The organism is Streptomyces scabiei 87.22 (genome assembly GCF_000091305.1).
In the GTDB taxonomy this organism is placed as follows: Bacteria; Actinomycetota; Actinomycetes; order Streptomycetales; family Streptomycetaceae; genus Streptomyces; species Streptomyces scabiei.
The window spans coordinates 7,316,578-7,332,443 of record NC_013929.1 but is presented as its reverse complement, the minus strand read 5'-3'; the positions used below and the strand labels follow the sequence as shown (position 1 = coordinate 7,332,443).

17 protein-coding genes are annotated in these 15,866 nt (G+C 72.7%); 8 read left to right on the top strand and 9 right to left on the bottom strand.

Annotation, left to right across the window (positions count from 1 at the left end):
* The first annotated feature begins 2 nt into the window (after positions 1 to 2).
* Both efeU and SCAB_RS31625 read left to right on the top strand, forming a co-directional pair.
* On the top strand, positions 3 to 878 hold the full coding sequence (gene efeU, locus SCAB_RS31630; RefSeq protein WP_013004180.1) for an iron uptake transporter permease EfeU: 876 nt from the start codon (positions 3 to 5) through the stop codon (positions 876 to 878).
* Positions 835 to 1,929, top strand: a complete 1,095-nt coding sequence (locus SCAB_RS31625) for a hypothetical protein (protein WP_078580217.1) — start codon at positions 835 to 837, stop codon at positions 1,927 to 1,929. Before efeU ends, SCAB_RS31625 begins: the two co-directional genes overlap by 44 nt.
* 66 nt (positions 1,930 to 1,995) lie before the next feature.
* Here SCAB_RS31625 and SCAB_RS31620 read toward each other — a convergent pair whose 3' ends face one another.
* Positions 1,996 to 2,748 (bottom strand): bifunctional DNA primase/polymerase, encoded by a 753-nt coding sequence (locus tag SCAB_RS31620; protein ID WP_013004178.1) that lies wholly within the window; start codon positions 2,746 to 2,748, stop codon positions 1,996 to 1,998.
* Between the two features lie 244 nt (positions 2,749 to 2,992).
* Positions 2,993 to 3,628: a TetR/AcrR family transcriptional regulator gene (locus SCAB_RS31615; RefSeq protein ID WP_013004177.1), complete on the bottom strand. Its 636-nt coding sequence runs from the start codon at positions 3,626 to 3,628 to the stop codon at positions 2,993 to 2,995.
* 106 nt (positions 3,629 to 3,734) lie between these two features.
* Here SCAB_RS31615 and SCAB_RS47450 point away from each other — a divergent pair, with 106 nt between their 5' ends.
* The gene (locus tag SCAB_RS47450) at positions 3,735 to 3,908 is read left to right on the top strand and encodes a DUF6243 family protein (protein WP_158512269.1); all 174 of its coding nucleotides are present in this window, start codon (positions 3,735 to 3,737) and stop codon (positions 3,906 to 3,908) included.
* A gap of 40 nt (positions 3,909 to 3,948) precedes the next feature.
* On the opposite strand, the gene SCAB_RS31610 is transcribed toward SCAB_RS47450, so the two are convergent.
* The 4 genes from SCAB_RS31610 to SCAB_RS31595 form a co-directional block, all read right to left on the bottom strand.
* Positions 3,949 to 4,422 (bottom strand): GNAT family N-acetyltransferase, encoded by a 474-nt coding sequence (locus tag SCAB_RS31610; protein ID WP_041669889.1) that lies wholly within the window; start codon positions 4,420 to 4,422, stop codon positions 3,949 to 3,951.
* 103 nt (positions 4,423 to 4,525) lie between these two features.
* Positions 4,526 to 5,539, bottom strand: coding sequence for a small ribosomal subunit Rsm22 family protein (locus SCAB_RS31605; RefSeq protein WP_013004174.1), 1,014 nt, complete (start codon positions 5,537 to 5,539; stop codon positions 4,526 to 4,528).
* A gap of 65 nt (positions 5,540 to 5,604) precedes the next feature.
* Positions 5,605 to 6,783, bottom strand: coding sequence for a serine hydrolase domain-containing protein (locus SCAB_RS31600; RefSeq protein ID WP_037727835.1), 1,179 nt, complete (start codon positions 6,781 to 6,783; stop codon positions 5,605 to 5,607).
* The gene (locus SCAB_RS31595) at positions 6,735 to 8,165 is read right to left on the bottom strand and encodes a multidrug effflux MFS transporter (protein ID WP_013004172.1); all 1,431 of its coding nucleotides are present in this window, start codon (positions 8,163 to 8,165) and stop codon (positions 6,735 to 6,737) included. The genes SCAB_RS31600 and SCAB_RS31595 overlap by 49 nt, the downstream gene beginning before the upstream one ends.
* Before the next feature lie 99 nt (positions 8,166 to 8,264).
* On the opposite strand from SCAB_RS31595, the gene SCAB_RS31590 reads away from it, so the two are divergent.
* Positions 8,265 to 9,290 carry a Gfo/Idh/MocA family protein gene (locus SCAB_RS31590; protein WP_037727834.1) on the top strand — a complete coding sequence of 342 codons (1,026 nt, stop codon included), beginning with the start codon at positions 8,265 to 8,267 and terminating at the stop codon, positions 9,288 to 9,290.
* A gap of 223 nt (positions 9,291 to 9,513) precedes the next feature.
* Here the strand turns inward: SCAB_RS31590 and SCAB_RS31585 are convergent, their stop codons facing one another.
* Positions 9,514 to 11,175 (bottom strand): alkaline phosphatase D family protein, encoded by a 1,662-nt coding sequence (locus tag SCAB_RS31585; protein WP_013004170.1) that lies wholly within the window; start codon positions 11,173 to 11,175, stop codon positions 9,514 to 9,516.
* A 158-nt stretch (positions 11,176 to 11,333) separates the two neighbouring features.
* On the opposite strand from SCAB_RS31585, the gene SCAB_RS31580 reads away from it, so the two are divergent.
* A complete protein-coding gene (locus SCAB_RS31580) occupies positions 11,334 to 12,152 on the top strand; it encodes an SDR family oxidoreductase (RefSeq protein ID WP_013004169.1) in 819 nt (272 codons plus the stop codon).
* A gap of 343 nt (positions 12,153 to 12,495) precedes the next feature.
* Here the strand turns inward: SCAB_RS31580 and SCAB_RS31575 are convergent, their stop codons facing one another.
* The gene (locus SCAB_RS31575) at positions 12,496 to 13,569 is read right to left on the bottom strand and encodes an aldo/keto reductase (protein ID WP_013004168.1); all 1,074 of its coding nucleotides are present in this window, start codon (positions 13,567 to 13,569) and stop codon (positions 12,496 to 12,498) included.
* A gap of 60 nt (positions 13,570 to 13,629) precedes the next feature.
* On the bottom strand, positions 13,630 to 13,956 hold the full coding sequence (locus SCAB_RS31570) for a nuclear transport factor 2 family protein (RefSeq protein WP_013004167.1): 327 nt from the start codon (positions 13,954 to 13,956) through the stop codon (positions 13,630 to 13,632).
* Positions 13,957 to 14,175: 219 nt separating this feature from the next.
* Here SCAB_RS31570 and SCAB_RS31565 point away from each other — a divergent pair, with 219 nt between their 5' ends.
* The 3 genes from SCAB_RS31565 (at position 14,176) to SCAB_RS31555 (ending at position 15,825) form a co-directional block, all read left to right on the top strand.
* Positions 14,176 to 14,721 carry a DoxX family membrane protein gene (locus tag SCAB_RS31565; protein ID WP_037727831.1) on the top strand — a complete coding sequence of 182 codons (546 nt, stop codon included), beginning with the start codon at positions 14,176 to 14,178 and terminating at the stop codon, positions 14,719 to 14,721.
* A gap of 224 nt (positions 14,722 to 14,945) precedes the next feature.
* Entirely contained in the window at positions 14,946 to 15,299 is a 354-nt protein-coding gene (locus SCAB_RS31560) for a MazG-like family protein (RefSeq protein ID WP_013004165.1), read from the top strand.
* Positions 15,292 to 15,825, top strand: coding sequence for a hypothetical protein (locus SCAB_RS31555; RefSeq protein ID WP_013004164.1), 534 nt, complete (start codon positions 15,292 to 15,294; stop codon positions 15,823 to 15,825). The genes SCAB_RS31560 and SCAB_RS31555 overlap by 8 nt, the downstream gene beginning before the upstream one ends.
* Positions 15,826 to 15,866: the final 41 nt, after the last annotated feature.

The following is a 15,866-nucleotide window of genomic DNA, read 5'->3' as shown; positions in this document are numbered from 1 at the left end:
CCGTGTTCGCGAACTATCTGATCGGTCTGCGGGAGGGCCTGGAGGCCAGTCTCGTCGTCTGCATCCTCATCGCCTACCTGGTGAAGACGGAGCGCCGGGACGCCCTGAAGCCCATCTGGACCGGCATCGGCGTCGCCGTCGGACTCGCCCTCGCCTTCGGCTGCGTCCTCGAATTCGGCTCCCAGGAGCTGACGTTCAAGGCGCAGGAGGCGCTCGGCGGCTCCCTGTCGATCATCGCCGTGGTCCTGGTGACCTGGATGGTCTTCTGGATGCGGCGCACCGCCCGCCACCTCAAGGCCGACCTGCACGGCAAGCTGGACGCCGCCCTGCGGATGGGCACGGGCGCGCTGGTGGCGACCGCGTTCCTCGCGGTGGGCCGGGAGGGCCTGGAGACCTCGCTGTTCGTGTGGACGTCGGTGCGGGCCTCCGGTGACGGCACCGAGGGCCCGCTCGTCGGCGTCCTGCTGGGCCTGGCGTCGGCGGTGGTGCTCGGCTGGCTGTTCTACCGGGGCGCGCTGCGCATCAACCTCGCCCGGTTCTTCACCTGGACCGGCGGCATGCTCGTCGTGGTCGCGGCCGGAGTCCTCGCGTACGGGTTCCACGACCTCCAGGAGGCCGACTTCCTGCCCGGCCTGACGGACAAGGCGTTCGACATCACCGGGACGATCCCGCCGGACAGCTGGTACGGCACCCTCCTGAAGGGCGTCTTCAACTTCCAGCCCGACCCGACGGTCCTCCAAGTCACGGTCTGGCTCCTCTATCTGGTCCCGACGCTCGCGCTGTTCCTCGCCCCGGTAGGGTTCGCCTCCGGGAAGGGGAAGGTGAAGATTCCTGATGAGCAGGGTTCTCGGGGTTCCGAGCCCACGAAGGCCTCGTGAGGTTCGTCCGGTGCGTACAGGCGGAAGGTCCCTCGGACCCCGCCGGCAGGACGGACTTCGCCGGTCCGGCGGGTCTCCGTCGTACGGCCGCGGTGCGCTGCTGACCACGGCGGTGACCGCGCTGGCGCTGACGGCGAGCGGGTGCGTGGTGGTCCGCGGCGACCTGGAGGTCGTGCCCACGACGACCCGGGGGGAGGCGGCGCGGGCGCTGAAGGACTTCACCACCGCCTACAACAGGGCGGACAAGGCGTACGACCAGAGCCAGGACGCCTCCCGGGTCACCGGCGCGCTCGCCGACATCGACGGCGGCAAGCTCCGCTCGGGCGCCAAGCTCCACCCGGGCGGCAACCCGGACCATGTGGCGCTGAAGCTGACCGACGTCACGTACACGATCCCGAAGAAGGCGGGCTGGCCGCGCTGGTTCGTGGCCGACGCCGCCGCCAACAAGGGCGACAAGAAGGACCGTTGGCTGTTCGTCTTCACCCGGGACGGGCTGACCGACCTGTGGGAGGTCTCCTTCCTCACCGTCGTGCCCCGCACCGACCTGCCCGAGTTCAAGAGGGACGAGAACGGCTACGCGCGGGCGGTCACGCCCAACGACCCCGAACTCTCCGTCGCCCCGGCGGAGTTGCCCGAGAAGTACGTCACGTACCTGCGGGAGGACAGCACCCTGTTCGCGGACGGCCCCTACACCTCGGAGAAGCGTTCCGAGCGCCGGCGGAACGCCACGAAGCCGGGCCTGGCACGGCAGTTCATCGACGAGGCCCTCACCAACGGCGACTACGCGCCGGTCGGCCTGCGCACCACGGACGGCGGGGCACTGGTCTTCTTCACCACCCGGCACTACCAGAAGCAGACCGCCGCGCAGGGTGCGAGCATCCCCGTCCGGGACTCGGCCGTCAGGGCGCTGATGACGGGCGAGCCCAAGCAGTCCCTGACCCTGGAGTTCGTGAACAACCAGGCGGTCCTCGACCCGGCGAAGACGAACTCCGGCCGGCCGGTGGAGTTCCTGAGCCAGGTGGGCGGGCTCACGGGGGCCAAGGGCGAGTGACGGCGGGTCGCCGGTGACGCGGGACCGGACACGGGGCGGACGGCCGCCGGGCCGGACCCGGGGATGTCAGCCCCGGGAGGGCCAGGCCGTGTTCGCGCTGTCCGGCTGCTCGTCCAGGTGGCGGGAGCAGGCGTCGGTGAGGATCTCCAGCAGGGTCAGCGGGTCCGGCAGCGGATGCTCGGGGCCGCGCACCCAGCGCACGGCGAGGTCACCGGGGAGCCGGGCCGGCGGTACGAGGACGTAGGAGCCCCGGCAGTGCCAGCGCAGCCCCGGGTGCTCGTCCATGGTCTCCGGGTGGCAGTCCAGTTCGCAGGGCCACCACTCGTCCTCGTCCTCGGGCGTGCCCCGGGTGTGGGTGAAGAACAGCAGCCGCCCCTCGCCCGACTCGGACTCGGACTCCGCGACGGGGCCCACCTCGATCCCGGCGGCGAGCAGCCGCTCCAGGGCCTCGCTGCCGGCGGGGAACGGTACGTCCAGCACGTCGTGGACCATGCCGGTGGCGGTGATGAAGTTGGCCTGCGGCTGGTGCCGGGCCCAGCGCTCGATCTGGCCGCGGTCGGTGGTCGACTGCGTCTGCCAGGCGAAGGACACCGGGTGCCGGGCGGGGGTGGGACAGCCGACACGGTCGCAGGAGCACCGGTAGCCCGAGGGGTGGGCGGCGGGCGCGAGCGGGAGTCCGGCGGCGGCCGAGGAGAGCAGCAGTTCCTCACGCCCGGCTTCGTCGGCGGCCCCGTCGAGCGGGCGGCCGGTACGACGGGCGCGCAGCCACTCGGAGAACCTGCCCTGCCGACCGGTCCGGCCGCCGAACGTCGCGCTCATCTATCGCCTCGCCTCGCTGTGGTGCGGACAGCATGTCCCCATGGTCCCACCATCCTGCGCCGGGGACGGCCGGAGCCCGGGTCCGGGGTCGGCGGGGCGGTGCCGGAGCGCGGACTCGGATGGCCGGCTATCACCTGCTTTGGCGGTATTTGACGCCCGGCCGCGCATCCCCGACCGCCGGTGTCCGGTCGGATTGATCACACCCGCTCGGGAGCGGACCCCAGGGGCGAGGGGTTGACCGGGCTCAGCGGGGCGCGAGGCCGTACAGGGCGTAGTCGACGAGCGCGTCCGTGTACGCGTAGGAGATGGGGCCCGTGTACTGCAGCCAGCGCTGGGCGAGCGGGGAGACGAAGAGTTCCAGGGCGATCCGCGGGTCGATGTCGGCGCGGACGGCGCCCTGTTCCTGGGCCGCGCGCAGGCGCTTCACGTACAGCTGGAGCTGGGGTTCGAGCAGCTTGGCCACGAACTCGGTGCCGAGCTGCCGGTTGACCACTCCCTCGGCGGCCAGGGCACGGGAGGGGACCTCGAAGCGGGGGTCGAGGAGTTCGTCGACGGTGGCCCGCAGGACCGCCTTGAGGTCGGCCGCGAGGTCACCGGTGTCCGGGATCTCGTACTCGGCCCGCTCCCCGACGACCTCGGGCCGGGCGGCGGCCTCCGCCGCCTGGGCGCTCAGGTCGATGAACGCCTCCAGCAGCACCTCCGCCTTGGAGGACCACCACCGGTAGATCGTCTGCTTGCCGACGCCGGCGCGGGCGGCGATGCCCTCGATGGTCGTCTTCTGATAACCGACCTCGCCGACGAGGGCGAGGGCGGCGTCGTAAATGGCTCGGCGCGACTTCTCGCTGCGCCGGGCGGAGTCAGGGGCGGTCTTGTTGGCCATGCTCCGAATCTAGCAGGTTGACAAGACGGTTCGTCTCGCCTCATGGTGGTGAAGCAAGCGAGACGGACCGTATCGTTTCTCATTCGTCTGGTCGTAGGAGGCTGTCATGACCCGTGGTGGAGCAGGCAACATGCTGGGAGTGGGCGGTTCCCGCCGGAACCTCGGCCGCAAGGCCCTGCGCGGCGGTCCCGTGAACGGCCGCGTCGGCGGCGGCCAGGACCCTCAGACCCAGAAGCGGGAGCTGCTGCGCAAGCTCCAGGAGAAACGTCAGGAGACGTGAGCCCCGCGCCGGGGCTCACCCACCGCACACCGGGCGGCGGTCAGCCGGTCAGCTCCAGCACCCCGACCGTCTGGCCTCCGCTGGTCTCCCCCGTCGTACGGAAGCCGAGACCGAGGTAGAAGGGCTCCGGGCCGTCGGGGCCGGGGTGCCAGGTGACGAAGAGGCGGTCGCCGCCGCGGCGGCGGATCTCGGCGGCGACCGACTCGACGGCGAAGCGGCCGTAGCCCCGGCCCTGCGCGTCCGCGGCGATGTTGAGCCGCCAGAGCCCGGAGCGGAGGTCGGTGCCCGAGCCGTCGCCCTTCCAGTCGATGTCGAGGAAGGCCATCAGGAAGCCGACGGCCCGGTCACCGTCCAGGACGAGCCGGGGCCAGGCGACACCGGGGTGGACGTACGCCTCGGCCAGCGACTTCTCGACCGACTCCACCAGGTGTTCCTGGTCGGGCCGGACGCGTACGGCGAACGCCGCTTCGAGGTTGGCGGAGGTGATCTCGGCCAGCTGCGGGGTGGTGGACATGATCCATGAGATAGCCGGAAGGTGCACCGGCTCCGCAACCGGATTACGACGCGGCGGGCGCGCCCGTGCCAGGTCCCGCGCCCCGTCAGGTCCCGCGCTTGTGTCAGGCGCCCGGCTGTTCGTCGTCCCCGGGCGGCGGCCAGGCGTCGCCCCAGTCCGTGTCACGGGCCGCCCGGTAGAGGGGGCCGTGGCGCTTGGTGACCGTGGTGCGGCCGAGGGCGGGTTCGGTCTCGCAGAGGTCCAGGAGGACCAGGCCCTTGCGGATCTGCGGCTTGCGGACCACGCGGGCGGGGGCCGGGGACGGGGGGAAGCGGGTGGCGGCGACGTAGCTGAACTTCTCGTCCTCGTACGGCAGGGAGCCGCCCTTGACCTGGCGGTGCAGCGAGGAACGGCTGACGCGGGCGGCGAAGTGGCACCAGTCCTCGCCCGGGACGATGGGGCAGGCGGCGCTGTGCGGACAGGGCGCGGCGATGTGGAACCCGGCGGCCACGAGACGGGTACGGGCCTCGATCACGCGGGCGTACCCCTCGGGAGTGCCGGGCTCGATGATCACGACGGCCTGGGCGGCGGTCGCGGCGGCCTCCACCACGGCCGTGCGGTCCTCGGCGGTCAGCTCGCCCAGGACGTAGGAGACCGTGACGAGATCGGTGCTCTCGATGGTGAGCGCCGCTCCGATACGAGAGCGCTGCCACGCGGCGGCCTTCAGCTCCGGGTTCGCCGCGGCGATCTCCCGTCCGAGCGCCAGCGCCGGTTCCGCCCAGTCGAGCACCGTCACCGGACGGCTGCCCGCCCAGGTCGCGTTCACCGCCCAGGTCGCCGCGCCCGTGCCGCCGCCGACGTCGACATGACTGCCGGGCACCCAGCCCGGCACCGCCGCCGCGAACGCCTCCAGCGCCGAGCACACCGCCTCGAACGTCGCCGGCATCCGGTACGCCGCGTACGCCACCACGTCGGAACGGTCCCTCAGCACCGGTGCGTCCGTCGGCGTGCGCCCCCGGTAGTTCGCGATCAGCCGCTCCACCGCCCGCGTGGCCGACTTGGGCGGGAGACCGTCGAGGAGGCCGGCGAGGGCGGTGCGCAGGGTCTCGGCGGCGGAGGCGGGGGCGGGGGCGTTCACGTGGCGATTCTAGGGCGCCGCCGCCGTCCGCCTCCCCGGCGCCCGCCCCTCCCCGTGCGTGCGGCTCACCTGCCCCGCACCGCCCGCGCCAGCCGGGTGCCGGCCGCCGCCCGCGCCGCGTTGAGGGGGTCACGGCGGCGGGGATGGACCGCGTTGGTGAGGAGCACCAGGAACGTGTCCGTCGCCGGGTCGAGGACCAGGGAGGTGCCCGTGAACCCGGTGTGCCCGGCCGCGCCCCGGCCCGATAGCTCGCCCATGAACCACGGCCGGTCGAGGGCGAACCCGAGGCCCGGCGGGGTGAGCATCAGCTCGACGAAGTCGGGGCCGAGGATGCGCGCGGGGCCGTAGGAGCCGCCGGCCAGCAGGGTGCGGCAGAAGACGGCCAGGTCCCGGGCGGTCGAGAAGAGGCCCGCGTGGCCGGCCACACCGCCGAGGGACCACGCGTTCTCGTCGTGGACCCGACCGCGGACCATGCCCCGGTCCGCCTTCGCCCAGGGGCGGCGCTGGTCCTCCGTGGCCGCGGCGGCCGGGCAGGGGCCGAAGGTCGTCGACACCATGCCCAGCGGATGGGTGATGCCGTCACGGATCAGGGCGTCCAGGGTCCGGCCCGTCAGACGCTCCAGGACGTGCTGCAGGAGCAGCAGGTTCAGGTCGGAGTAGCGGTGGACCGTTCCGGGAGGCTCCGCCGGGGCCTCCGCCCGGAGCATCGTCAGCCGGGCGGCCGCCGACGGGCAGTCGTACAGCGGGAGTTCGGGGCGCAGTCCGGAGGTGTGGGTGAGGAGGTGGCGGACGGTGAGGCCGTGGTCGGCGGCGCCCGTGAAGTCGGGGAGGTACGCCCCCACCTTGGCGTCGATGCCGAGGGTGCCGCGCTCCAGTTGCTGCACGGCCGCCACCGCGGTGAACAGTTTGGTGAGGGAGGCCAGGTCGAAGGGGGTGCGCGGGGTCACCGGGACGCGGGACTCCGGCGGGAGTTCCCGTCCCCGGTCGGCGCGTTCGTCGTAGGAGTCGTAGCGGACCGCCCAGCCCGCCGCCTCCTCGACGGCGACGACGGGGCCGCGTCCGGCGAGGACGACCGCACCGGGGGCCAGGGGGCGTTCGCCCTCCGTCAGCGCGCGCACGTCCCGTACGAGACGGCGCAGCTCCTCGGGGTCCAGTCCGGCCCGTTCCGGGGTGTCCGTGCGCAGTCTCGGCGCGCTCAGCTCTCCGCTCCCTCCGCTTTCGTACGCCTGTTCCAAGGACGGCACAGTGCCACGAAGCAGGTGGCGGCCACCAGTGCCGAGGCCAGCTGGACCACGGCCATGGGCACGGCGGTGTCCTCGCCCGCGACGCCGACCAGGGGCGACGCTATCGCGCCGATCAGGAAGGACGAGGTACCCAGCAGCGCCGACGCGGAACCCGCCGCGTGGCGCACCCGCATCAGGGCGAGCGCCTGGGTGTTGGGGAGCGTGACGCCCATCGCCGACATCAGCACGAACAGGGCCGCCGCGACCGGGGCCAGGCCGACCTCGCCGAAGACGCCCAGGGACATCAGCAGCAGGGCGGTCGCCGACAGGGCGACGACGGTGAGGCCCGCCGCGAACACCTTGTCCAGGCTCACCCGCCCCACCAGGATCTTGCCGTTGATCTGGCCGACGACGACGAGGCCGACGGAGTTGACGCCGAACAGCAGGCTGAACGTCTGCGGCGAGGCGCCGTAGATCTCCTGGATGACGAACGGTGAGGCGCTGATGTACGCGAAGAGGGCGGCGAAGGCGAAGCCGCCGGCCAGCGTGTAGCCCATGAAGACCCGGTCGGTGAGCAGGCCGCGCATGGCGTGCAGCGTCTCGCCCATGCCGCCGCCGTGGCGTTCGGCGGGGGCGAGCGTCTCGGGGAGCTTCGTCCAGACGACCGCGAGGAGCGCGACGCCGATGACCGTCAGGACGACGAAGACGCCCCGCCAGTCCGTGACCCGCAGGACCTGGCCGCCGATCAGCGGCGCGACGATCGGGGCGACGCCGGAGACCAGCATCAGGGTCGAGAAGAAGCGGGCCATCGCGTCGCCGTCGTACAGGTCCCGGACCACGGCCCGGGCGATCACGATCCCGGCCGAACCGGCGAGGCCCTGCACCAGCCGGAGGGCGATGAGGGTCTCGACGGAGGGCGCGAGGGCGCAGAGCGCGGTGGCGACGATGTAGACGGCGAGACCGAGGAGCAGCGGGCGGCGACGGCCGAACCGGTCGCTCATCGGACCGATCAGGAGCTGGCCGAGCGCCATGCCCGCGAGGCAGGCGGTGAGAGTGAGCTGGACCGTGGTGGCGGGGGCGTGGAGGGAGGTGGTGACCTCCGGCAGGGCCGGGAGGTACATGTCCATCGCGAGGGGCGGCGTCGCGGTGAGCCCGCCGAGGATGAGGGTGACGAGGAGGCCGGTACGGCGGAGGGCGGTGGCCGTGGTGGCCGCCTTCGCGGGGGCGGGGGTCGACGGCTGTGACTGCGGCTGCCGCTGCGTCGGTTGCGGCTTCGACGGCGGCGGTGCCGGCGGCTGCGCCGTCGACGGCCGGGGTTCCGCCGCCGCGGCCGGCTGCGGGTGCTCCCCCGCCGTCGTGCACCGCTCGGCCGGCGCCGAGCCCGGTATGTGCCCCTCGGGCATGTGCCCCTCCCTCTGCGTTCGGTCCGCCACCTATGCTCTCAGCTCGTACGACGTGGGCGGGGTCACATCCCCGCCGCGGAGCCGAGGACAGGGGTGGCGATGTCGAACGACGGACGTGTGCGGTGGGGGATCCTGGCGACCGGGGGGATCGCCGCGGCCTTCACGGCGGACCTCGTCGACCTGCCGGACGCCGAGGTCGTGGCGGTGGCCTCACGGAGCGAGGCCTCGGCGAAGACCTTCGCGGAGCGCTTCGGGATACCGAGGGCCTACGGCGACTGGCGCGCGCTCGCCGAGGACGCGGACGTGGACGTGGTGTACGTCGCCACACCGCACGCGGCGCACCGGGCCGCCGCCGGGATGTGCCTGGAGGCGGGGCGCGACGTCCTGTGCGAGAAGGCGTTCACGCTGAACGTGCGGGAGGCGGAGGAACTGGTCGCGCTGGCCCGGGAGCACGGGCGGTTCCTGATGGAGGCCATGTGGATGTACTGCAATCCGCTGGTGCGGCGGCTGGCCGAGGTGGTGCGGGACGGCGCGATCGGTGAGGTGCGCACCGTGCAGGCCGACTTCGGGCTGGCGGGGCCCTTCCCGCCCTCGCACCGGCTGCGGGATCCGGCGCAGGGCGGGGGCGCGCTGCTCGACCTCGGGGTGTATCCGGTGTCGTTCGCGCAGTTGCTGCTCGGGGAGCCGTCGGACGTCACGGCGAGAGCGGTGCTCTCCGACGAGGGCGTCGATCTCCAGACCGGAGCACTGCTCTCGTGGGAGAGCGGCGCCCTCGCCTCGCTGCACTGCTCCATCGTGGGCGGCACGGGCACGTCCGCCTCGGTGACCGGCTCCGAGGGCCGCATCGACATCCCGTCCGGGTTCTTCTTCCCGGAGCGGTTCGTCCTGCACCGGGACGGCCGCGAGGCGCAGACGTTCACCGCCGATCCGGCCGACGGCCCCCGCAACAGCCTCCGCCACGAGGCCGTCGAGGTCATGCGGGCCCTGCGCGCCGGCGAGACCGAGTCCCCGCTCGTGCCCCTGGACGGCACCCTCGCCGTGATGCGCACGCTGGACGCGCTGCGGGAGCGGGTGGGGGTGCGGTATCCCGGCGAGGAGCGGCTGAACGAAGGTTCGTTCGTTTAGAGGGGGTTGGGGAGTTTGCGGAGCAAGGGGTAGGCGGGGCGGGGCTGGGGCCGCGAAAACGAAGGTTCGTTCCGCGGACCCTGCCCTCGCGGAGAGCCGTGGCGTGGCGCTCCGCGCAAAACGAAGGTTCGTTCAGACCGTTGCGGGATGGCCGACGCAAAACGAATGTTCGTTCCGCACCGCCACCCGCCCCACTCCCGCCCCACCCCACCTCCCGCCCCACCTACACCGGCTGCAGCCCCGGCACCCCCGCCTCCACCGCGAAGGACGCCACCGTGGAGATGTCCGCGCCCGTCGTCGTCACATACGGCACGGCCTTGAAGTCGGCGCGGGCGGACCGGCGGTCGAGGGTGACGGTGGTGTAGCCGCGGCGGCCGTTGTAGAAGCGCATGTGGGGGTTGGCGGTCATGTAGGTGTCCCAGTTGGCGGGCTTGTCGGAGCCGTTGCCGCCGCTGCTGATGGAGGAGGCGACGAGTTCCGTGCCGACGATCCGGGACGAGCGGTCGTCGAAGTCGCGCTTGATGTCGAAGGCGTAGCCGACGTGGACGTCTCCGGTGAGGACCATGAGGTTCTCTATGCCGGCGGCCTCGGCGCCGGCGAGGAGGCGTTCGCGGGAGGCGCGGTAGCCGTCCCAGGAGTCCATCGACACCTTGTAGACCTCGCCGACGGCGTTGCGGCGCTGGGAGAAGGTGACCTGCTGCGGGACGACGTTCCAGACCGCGTCGGACCGGTCCCAGCCGTCCAGGAGCCAGCGTTCCTGGGTGGCACCCGTCATCGTGCGCGCCGGGTCGGCGGACTCCGGGCCGGGGATCTGCCAGCCGTCGCCCTGAGCCTGGTTGGACCGGTACTGCCGGGTGTCGAGGATGTCGAACTGGGCGAGGCGGCCCCACCGGAAGCGGCGGTACAGCCTCATGTCGGGGCCGTCGGGACGCTGGGGGCGGCGCAGGGGCTGGTTCTCCCAGTACGCCCGGTAGGCGGCGGCGCGGCGCAGCAGGAACTCCTCGGAGGGCTCGCCGCCGTCGGGGTTGTCGCCCGCGTAGTTGTTCTCGGTCTCGTGGTCGTCCCAGGTGACGACGAAGGGATGCGCCGCGTGGGCGGCCCGCTGGTCGGGGTCGGTCTTGTGGAGGGCGTAGCGCAGGCGGTAGTCCTCCAGGGTGACCGTCTCGTGGTTGAAGACGTCGGGCAGGACGCGGTCGGTGTACTTGCGGGCGCCGCCGACGGAGTTCACGGCGTACTCGTAGAGGTAGTCGCCGAGGTGGAAGACGACGTCGACGTCCTCGTCGGCGAGGTGCCGGTAGGCGGTGTAGTAGCCCTGGTCGTAGCGCTGGCAGGAGACCGCGGCGAAGTTGAGCGCGGTGGAGCCGGTGAGGTGGAAGCGGCCGGGGGCGGTGCGGGTGCGGCCGGTCTCGCTGATCCAGGTGCCGACGCGGAAGCGGTAGTGATAGACGCGGCCGGGGGCGAGGAAGCCGACCTCGACGTGGACGGTGTGGTGGAACTCGGGGTGCGCGGTGGCGGTGCCGCGTCTGACGACGCGTCGGAACCCGTCGTCGTGGGCCAGTTCCCATTCGACGCGGACGCGTTCGGCGGGCAGTCCGCCGTCCGGCTGGTAGGGGGCCGGGGCGAGCCGGGTCCACAGGAGCACGGAGTCGGCCAGCGGGTCACCGGAGGCCACGCCGAGGGTGAAGGGGTCCTCGGTGATCCGCCCGGGGTCCAGCGTGGCGGCGGCCGCGGCGCCGGCCGCCGGAAGGTTGGTGGCGAAGGCGAGCGCGGCGGCCGCTCCCGTGACGGTGAGGAAGCGCCGACGGTCGAAGTGCCTTGCGGCGGCGCGCAGTTCGGGCGCGTGGGACGAGCGGGACGGCGTCGCCCCAGGAGTGGGGAGTGGCATCTGGCCCTCTTCTGAAGGTAGTTGTGTTCGATAGTGGAGTGGCCAGGTTCGACGATCTTGTGGCACGTACACAACACCCAAATGGCGGACGAATGAGTTCCATATATCGGGCCCCACCTGCGCGGCCGGATCCGCGGCCTCCCCTACGCTGCGGGCCCATGAAGGCTGAAGAGACCAGGATTGCGATCGTCACGGGTGCGGGCTCCGGCATCGGCCGTGCCGTGGCGGTGGAACTGCTGCGCGCCGGCTGGTCGGTGGCGCTGGCGGGCCGCCGCGAGGAGAAGCTCGCCGAGACCGCGGCCCGGGCCGGGGCCAGCACGAACCTCGGTGCCGGCACCGACACCGGCACCGATACGGATCCCGGCACCGTCACCCCGAAGGCGCTGTGCGTCCGTACGGACGTCTCACGGCCCGGTGACGTGGACGCGCTGCTCGCCGCCGTGCGCGAGCGGTTCGGGCGGCTGGACCTGCTCTTCAACAACGCGGGCACGTTCGGGCCGGGCGGGGTGCCGGTGGAGGAACTGGACTACGCGGCCTGGCGGCACGTCGTGGACACCAACCTCAACGGGGCCTTCCTGTGTGCGCAGGCGGCATACCGGCAGATGAAGGAGCAGGACCCGCAGGGCGGCCGGATCATCAACAACGGCTCCATCTCCGCGCACACGCCCCGGCCGCACTCCGTGGCGTACACCGCGACCAAGCACGCGCTGACCGGTCTGACCAAGTCCCTCTCCCTGGACGGGCGGCCGTACGGCATCGCGGTCGGTCAGATCGACATCGGCAACGCGGCGACGGACATGACCGAGCGCATGGCGAACGGTGTGCTGCAGGCCAACGGGCAGCTCCTGCCGGAGCCGGTGATGGACGTGACCGACGTGGCGCGAACGGTACGGCACATGGCGGAACTGCCGTTGGAGGCGAATGTGCAGTTCGCGACCGTGATGGCGACGACGATGCCGTACGTCGGACGGGGCTGAGCCACGGCCGGGAGGCCCGGTCCGCGGCCGGAAGTCCGGAGAACCCAGCTCCCCGGACCACGACATCGGGTCCTCCAGACCTCAACTTCCACAAACGGAAGCTGTTCGTCCGGTCCATTGGGGCACGTGGCGGGCATATGCTCAGGGCTCGTCTCCACGAGAGCTTCACACTTGGAGGCGGGGGCTTCCGTGGCCAACCCGAGGGGGGTGGTGGCAGTCGTTCCATGCTCCGGAAGGGGGCGGACCTCGCGTGGGACCGCGGGGTGAGCACCGGAGCGCGGAACGGCTGCCCACCGACGTTCCCGTCAGGACGAGGTGGCTCCCTCCGCGCCGTGCGGGCCTTTCAACGCCCCAGGATCCGGTCGATCTCGGCCACCTGGTCCGGGGCGAGCGGCCCCTTCGCGAGGGCGCCCGCGTTCTCCTCGGCCTGGGCGACCGAGCGGAAACCGGGGATGGGCACGGTCCGCGGACTGCGGGCCCAGATCCACGCGAGGGCGCCCTGCGCGAGCGTACGGCCCTCGGTGGTGAGGATCTCGCGCAGCGCCTCGACCCGGCCGAGCCACTCGGGGTCGCCGCCTCCGCCGGCGGTGAAGCCCTCCAGCCACGCGGGCGGGGTGCTGCGGATGTCTCCGGCGTCCAGGGCGCGCCCCGGGCTGTGCCTGCCGGTGAGCAGCCCCATGGCGAGGGGGCTGCGGTTGATGCTCGCCAGGTCGTACTCCTCGGCCACAGCGAGGAGTCCGGGCGCGTCCTGGAGGATGTTCAGCCGGTGCTGCACGGCCGCGCAGTGCGGTCCCTCGGCGAACACGGCGGCGCGGTCCGGGTCGTCGGTGCTCCACGCGTAGGCCCGGATCAGCCCCTCGCGCACGAACTCCTCGCAGGCGTCACGGAGCAGGGCCGCGCGCTCGGGATCGGCGTCGGAGAGGTGGAACTGGTACAGGTCGACGTGGTCGGTGCCCAGACGGTCCAGGGACGCGGTGAGGGCGCGGCGGGCGTGGGCCGGGGTGTCGTCCTGGCCGGTGAGGGTGCGGGTGGCCGGGTCGAAGACGTTGCCCCACTTGGTGGCCACGACGACGTCCGCGCGGCGCTTGCCGAGGGCGCGGCCGAGGACCCGCTCACTGTGCCCGGTGCCGTACGCGTCGGCCGTGTCGAAGAAGGTGACGCCGAGATCGAGGGCGCGGTGGATCGCCCGTACGGACTCCTCGTCGTCCACCTTCCCCCAGCCGAGCGGCTGTCCGTCGGCGGCCTGCCACTCACCGCCGATCGCCCAGCAGCCGAACCCGAGGGCACTGACCCGGATGCCGCTGCGGCCGAGGGACCTGGTGTACGGGTCGGGATGCGGGTGGTCCGGCGTGTTCGGGCCGGAGTGCGGGTGGTCCGGCGTGTTCGGGCCGGGGTGCGTGTTCGTCTCCATGCCCACGAACGGTAGGAGTTGGAGCGCACGCGAACACAAGCCCCCGGCCCCGGGTTTCGCGGTGCGCTACGCCTGGCCCGTCTCGAAACGGCTGATCCGGCCGTCCTCCGACACCGTGAAGCGCCACGCGGTGCGCATCTCGCCCCAGGTGTCGTTGCGGTAGCTGGCGACCAGGGCGCGACCGCCGGCGGACTCGCGCTGGACCTCCATGTGGCCGTGGGAGGAGAAGATCTCCCGGTCGGTCCAGTCGGTGAGGTCGCGGTCGGAGCCGTCGTCCGACATGGTCGCGTCGTCCGTGAGGAGCGCGAAGAAGGCGTTCTGGTCGTGGGCGTTCACCGCGGCGACGAAGGCCCGGACGGCCGGGTCGCTGAGTTTGGCGGGTGCGATCGTCATGGCGGCCAGCCTCACACCGCGGGCGACGGCCCGCCACCGGAGACACGCGACGGGGCGGCCGGCACCCGAACGGGCGCGCGGGCGGGTCGGGGAGGTGTCATCGGTGCGACGGTGGATACGCGGGGGGACGTGCGTGTGTCCACGGGGGATGGAGGCACGTGCGCACTGTCGTCTTCTCCGCCGGTACCGCAGCGGTACCCCTGCTGTTCGGGAGTGGTCATGACCTCGTTCGACCGACGTGATCTGGGGCTGTTGCTGCTCCGGCTGGGCACGGGCGGCGTTCTCGCCGCGCACGGCACGCAGAAGCTGTTCGGCTGGTTCGGCGGGCACGGTATTGAGGGGACCGGCGCCTTCATGGAGTCCGTCGGGTACACGCCCGGCCGGGCGAGCGCCACCGCCGCCGGGCTGGCCGAGACGGGCGGCGGGGCGCTGCTCGCGCTGGGCCTCGCGACGCCCGCGGCCGGTGCGGCCGCGGCGGGCGCGATGGGCGGCGCGACCGCGATCCACACGCCCAACGGGTTCTTCGCCGCCGAGGGTGGTTACGAGTACGCCGCGACCCTGGGTCTGGCCGCCGCCGGCCTCGCGGTCACCGGCCCCGGCCGGCTCTCCCTCGACCACGCGTTCCGCCATGTCTTCGACCGGGGCTGGATGGTCCCCGTGGCGCTGGCCGGTACGGCCGCGGTGACGGCGGTGGTCGTGGGGATGCGCAACCAGCGGGTGCGCAAGGAGAAGGAGGGTGAGCAGGAGGCGCTGTTCGAGGAGTGACCCTTCGCTCCCGAGCCGCGGGAACCCGAAGAGCCAGTCGCTCCCGAGCCGCACAACCGAAAGGCCAGTCGCTCCCGAGCCGCGGGAACCCGAAGAGCCCGGTGACCGTCCGCGCCTCACTGCCCTTCGCCCGGCGGAGGACAGCCTCGGCTCCCCTCCCGCCGGGCAGCCGTCACTTGGGCGGACGGGCCCCCGCTGTCACCGGGGCGTGACAGGCTGCGCCCATGAGCGAGCAGCGGCACTCCGCCGACCCCGACGACCACCTCTGGCAGTCCGTCTCCCGCCTGCACGCCTGGCTGGAGGCGGACCAACCGCACGGAGGCCGGGAGGGCCTGCTGCTGCGGATGCTGAAGCTGCAGGAGGAGGTCGGCGAGGTCGCGGAGGCGGTCATCGGCGTGACCGGCCAGAACCCCCGCAAGGGCGTCACCCACACCTGGGACGACGTCGGTTCGGAGCTGTGCGACGTGGTCGTCACGGCCCTGGTCGCCCTGCGCACCCTCACCCCGGACGCCCGCGCGGTCTTCGCGGCGCATCTGGACGGGGTGACCGCACGTTCGCTGGGTCCCGGCCATGGGTGACGGCGCGTTCTGGATCGCCGCGCTCACCGCCGGCACCGCCGTCCTGGCGAGCTGGGTGACGAGCCGGGGGACCGCGCGGGCGGCGCGGATACAGGCGGACACGACGGCGGACGCGCAGCGCGTGGAGCGGCTGCGGGCGGCGCGCCGGACGGCGTACGCGGAGTTCATGGAGCAGGCACAGCGGCTGAACGACGTGCACTGGAAGGTGTCCGACGTGGTGCGGGGCGCCGAGGACGGGCTCGGGCCGGAACGGACCGAGGAACTGCGGCGGCTGCGGGAACGGCAGCGGGACGAGTACGCCGCGCTGCGGAACCTCACCTGGGTGGTCTCGCTGGAGGGGCCCGAGGACGTCGCCGCACTCGCCAACACCGTCAGGCGGGCGACGAGCCCCTTCCACAAGGCGATCGAGGCCATGATCGAGGGCGACACCGGTGCCGTCGCGCGCTTCGACGGCTGCTACTCGCCGTTCTGGGACGCGCTGAGGGCCTTCATCAAGGCATCCCGCGACACCCTGCACTCGATGTAGGCGCGCGCCGCTCACCATGCAGGCGCGACCTGCTCACCATC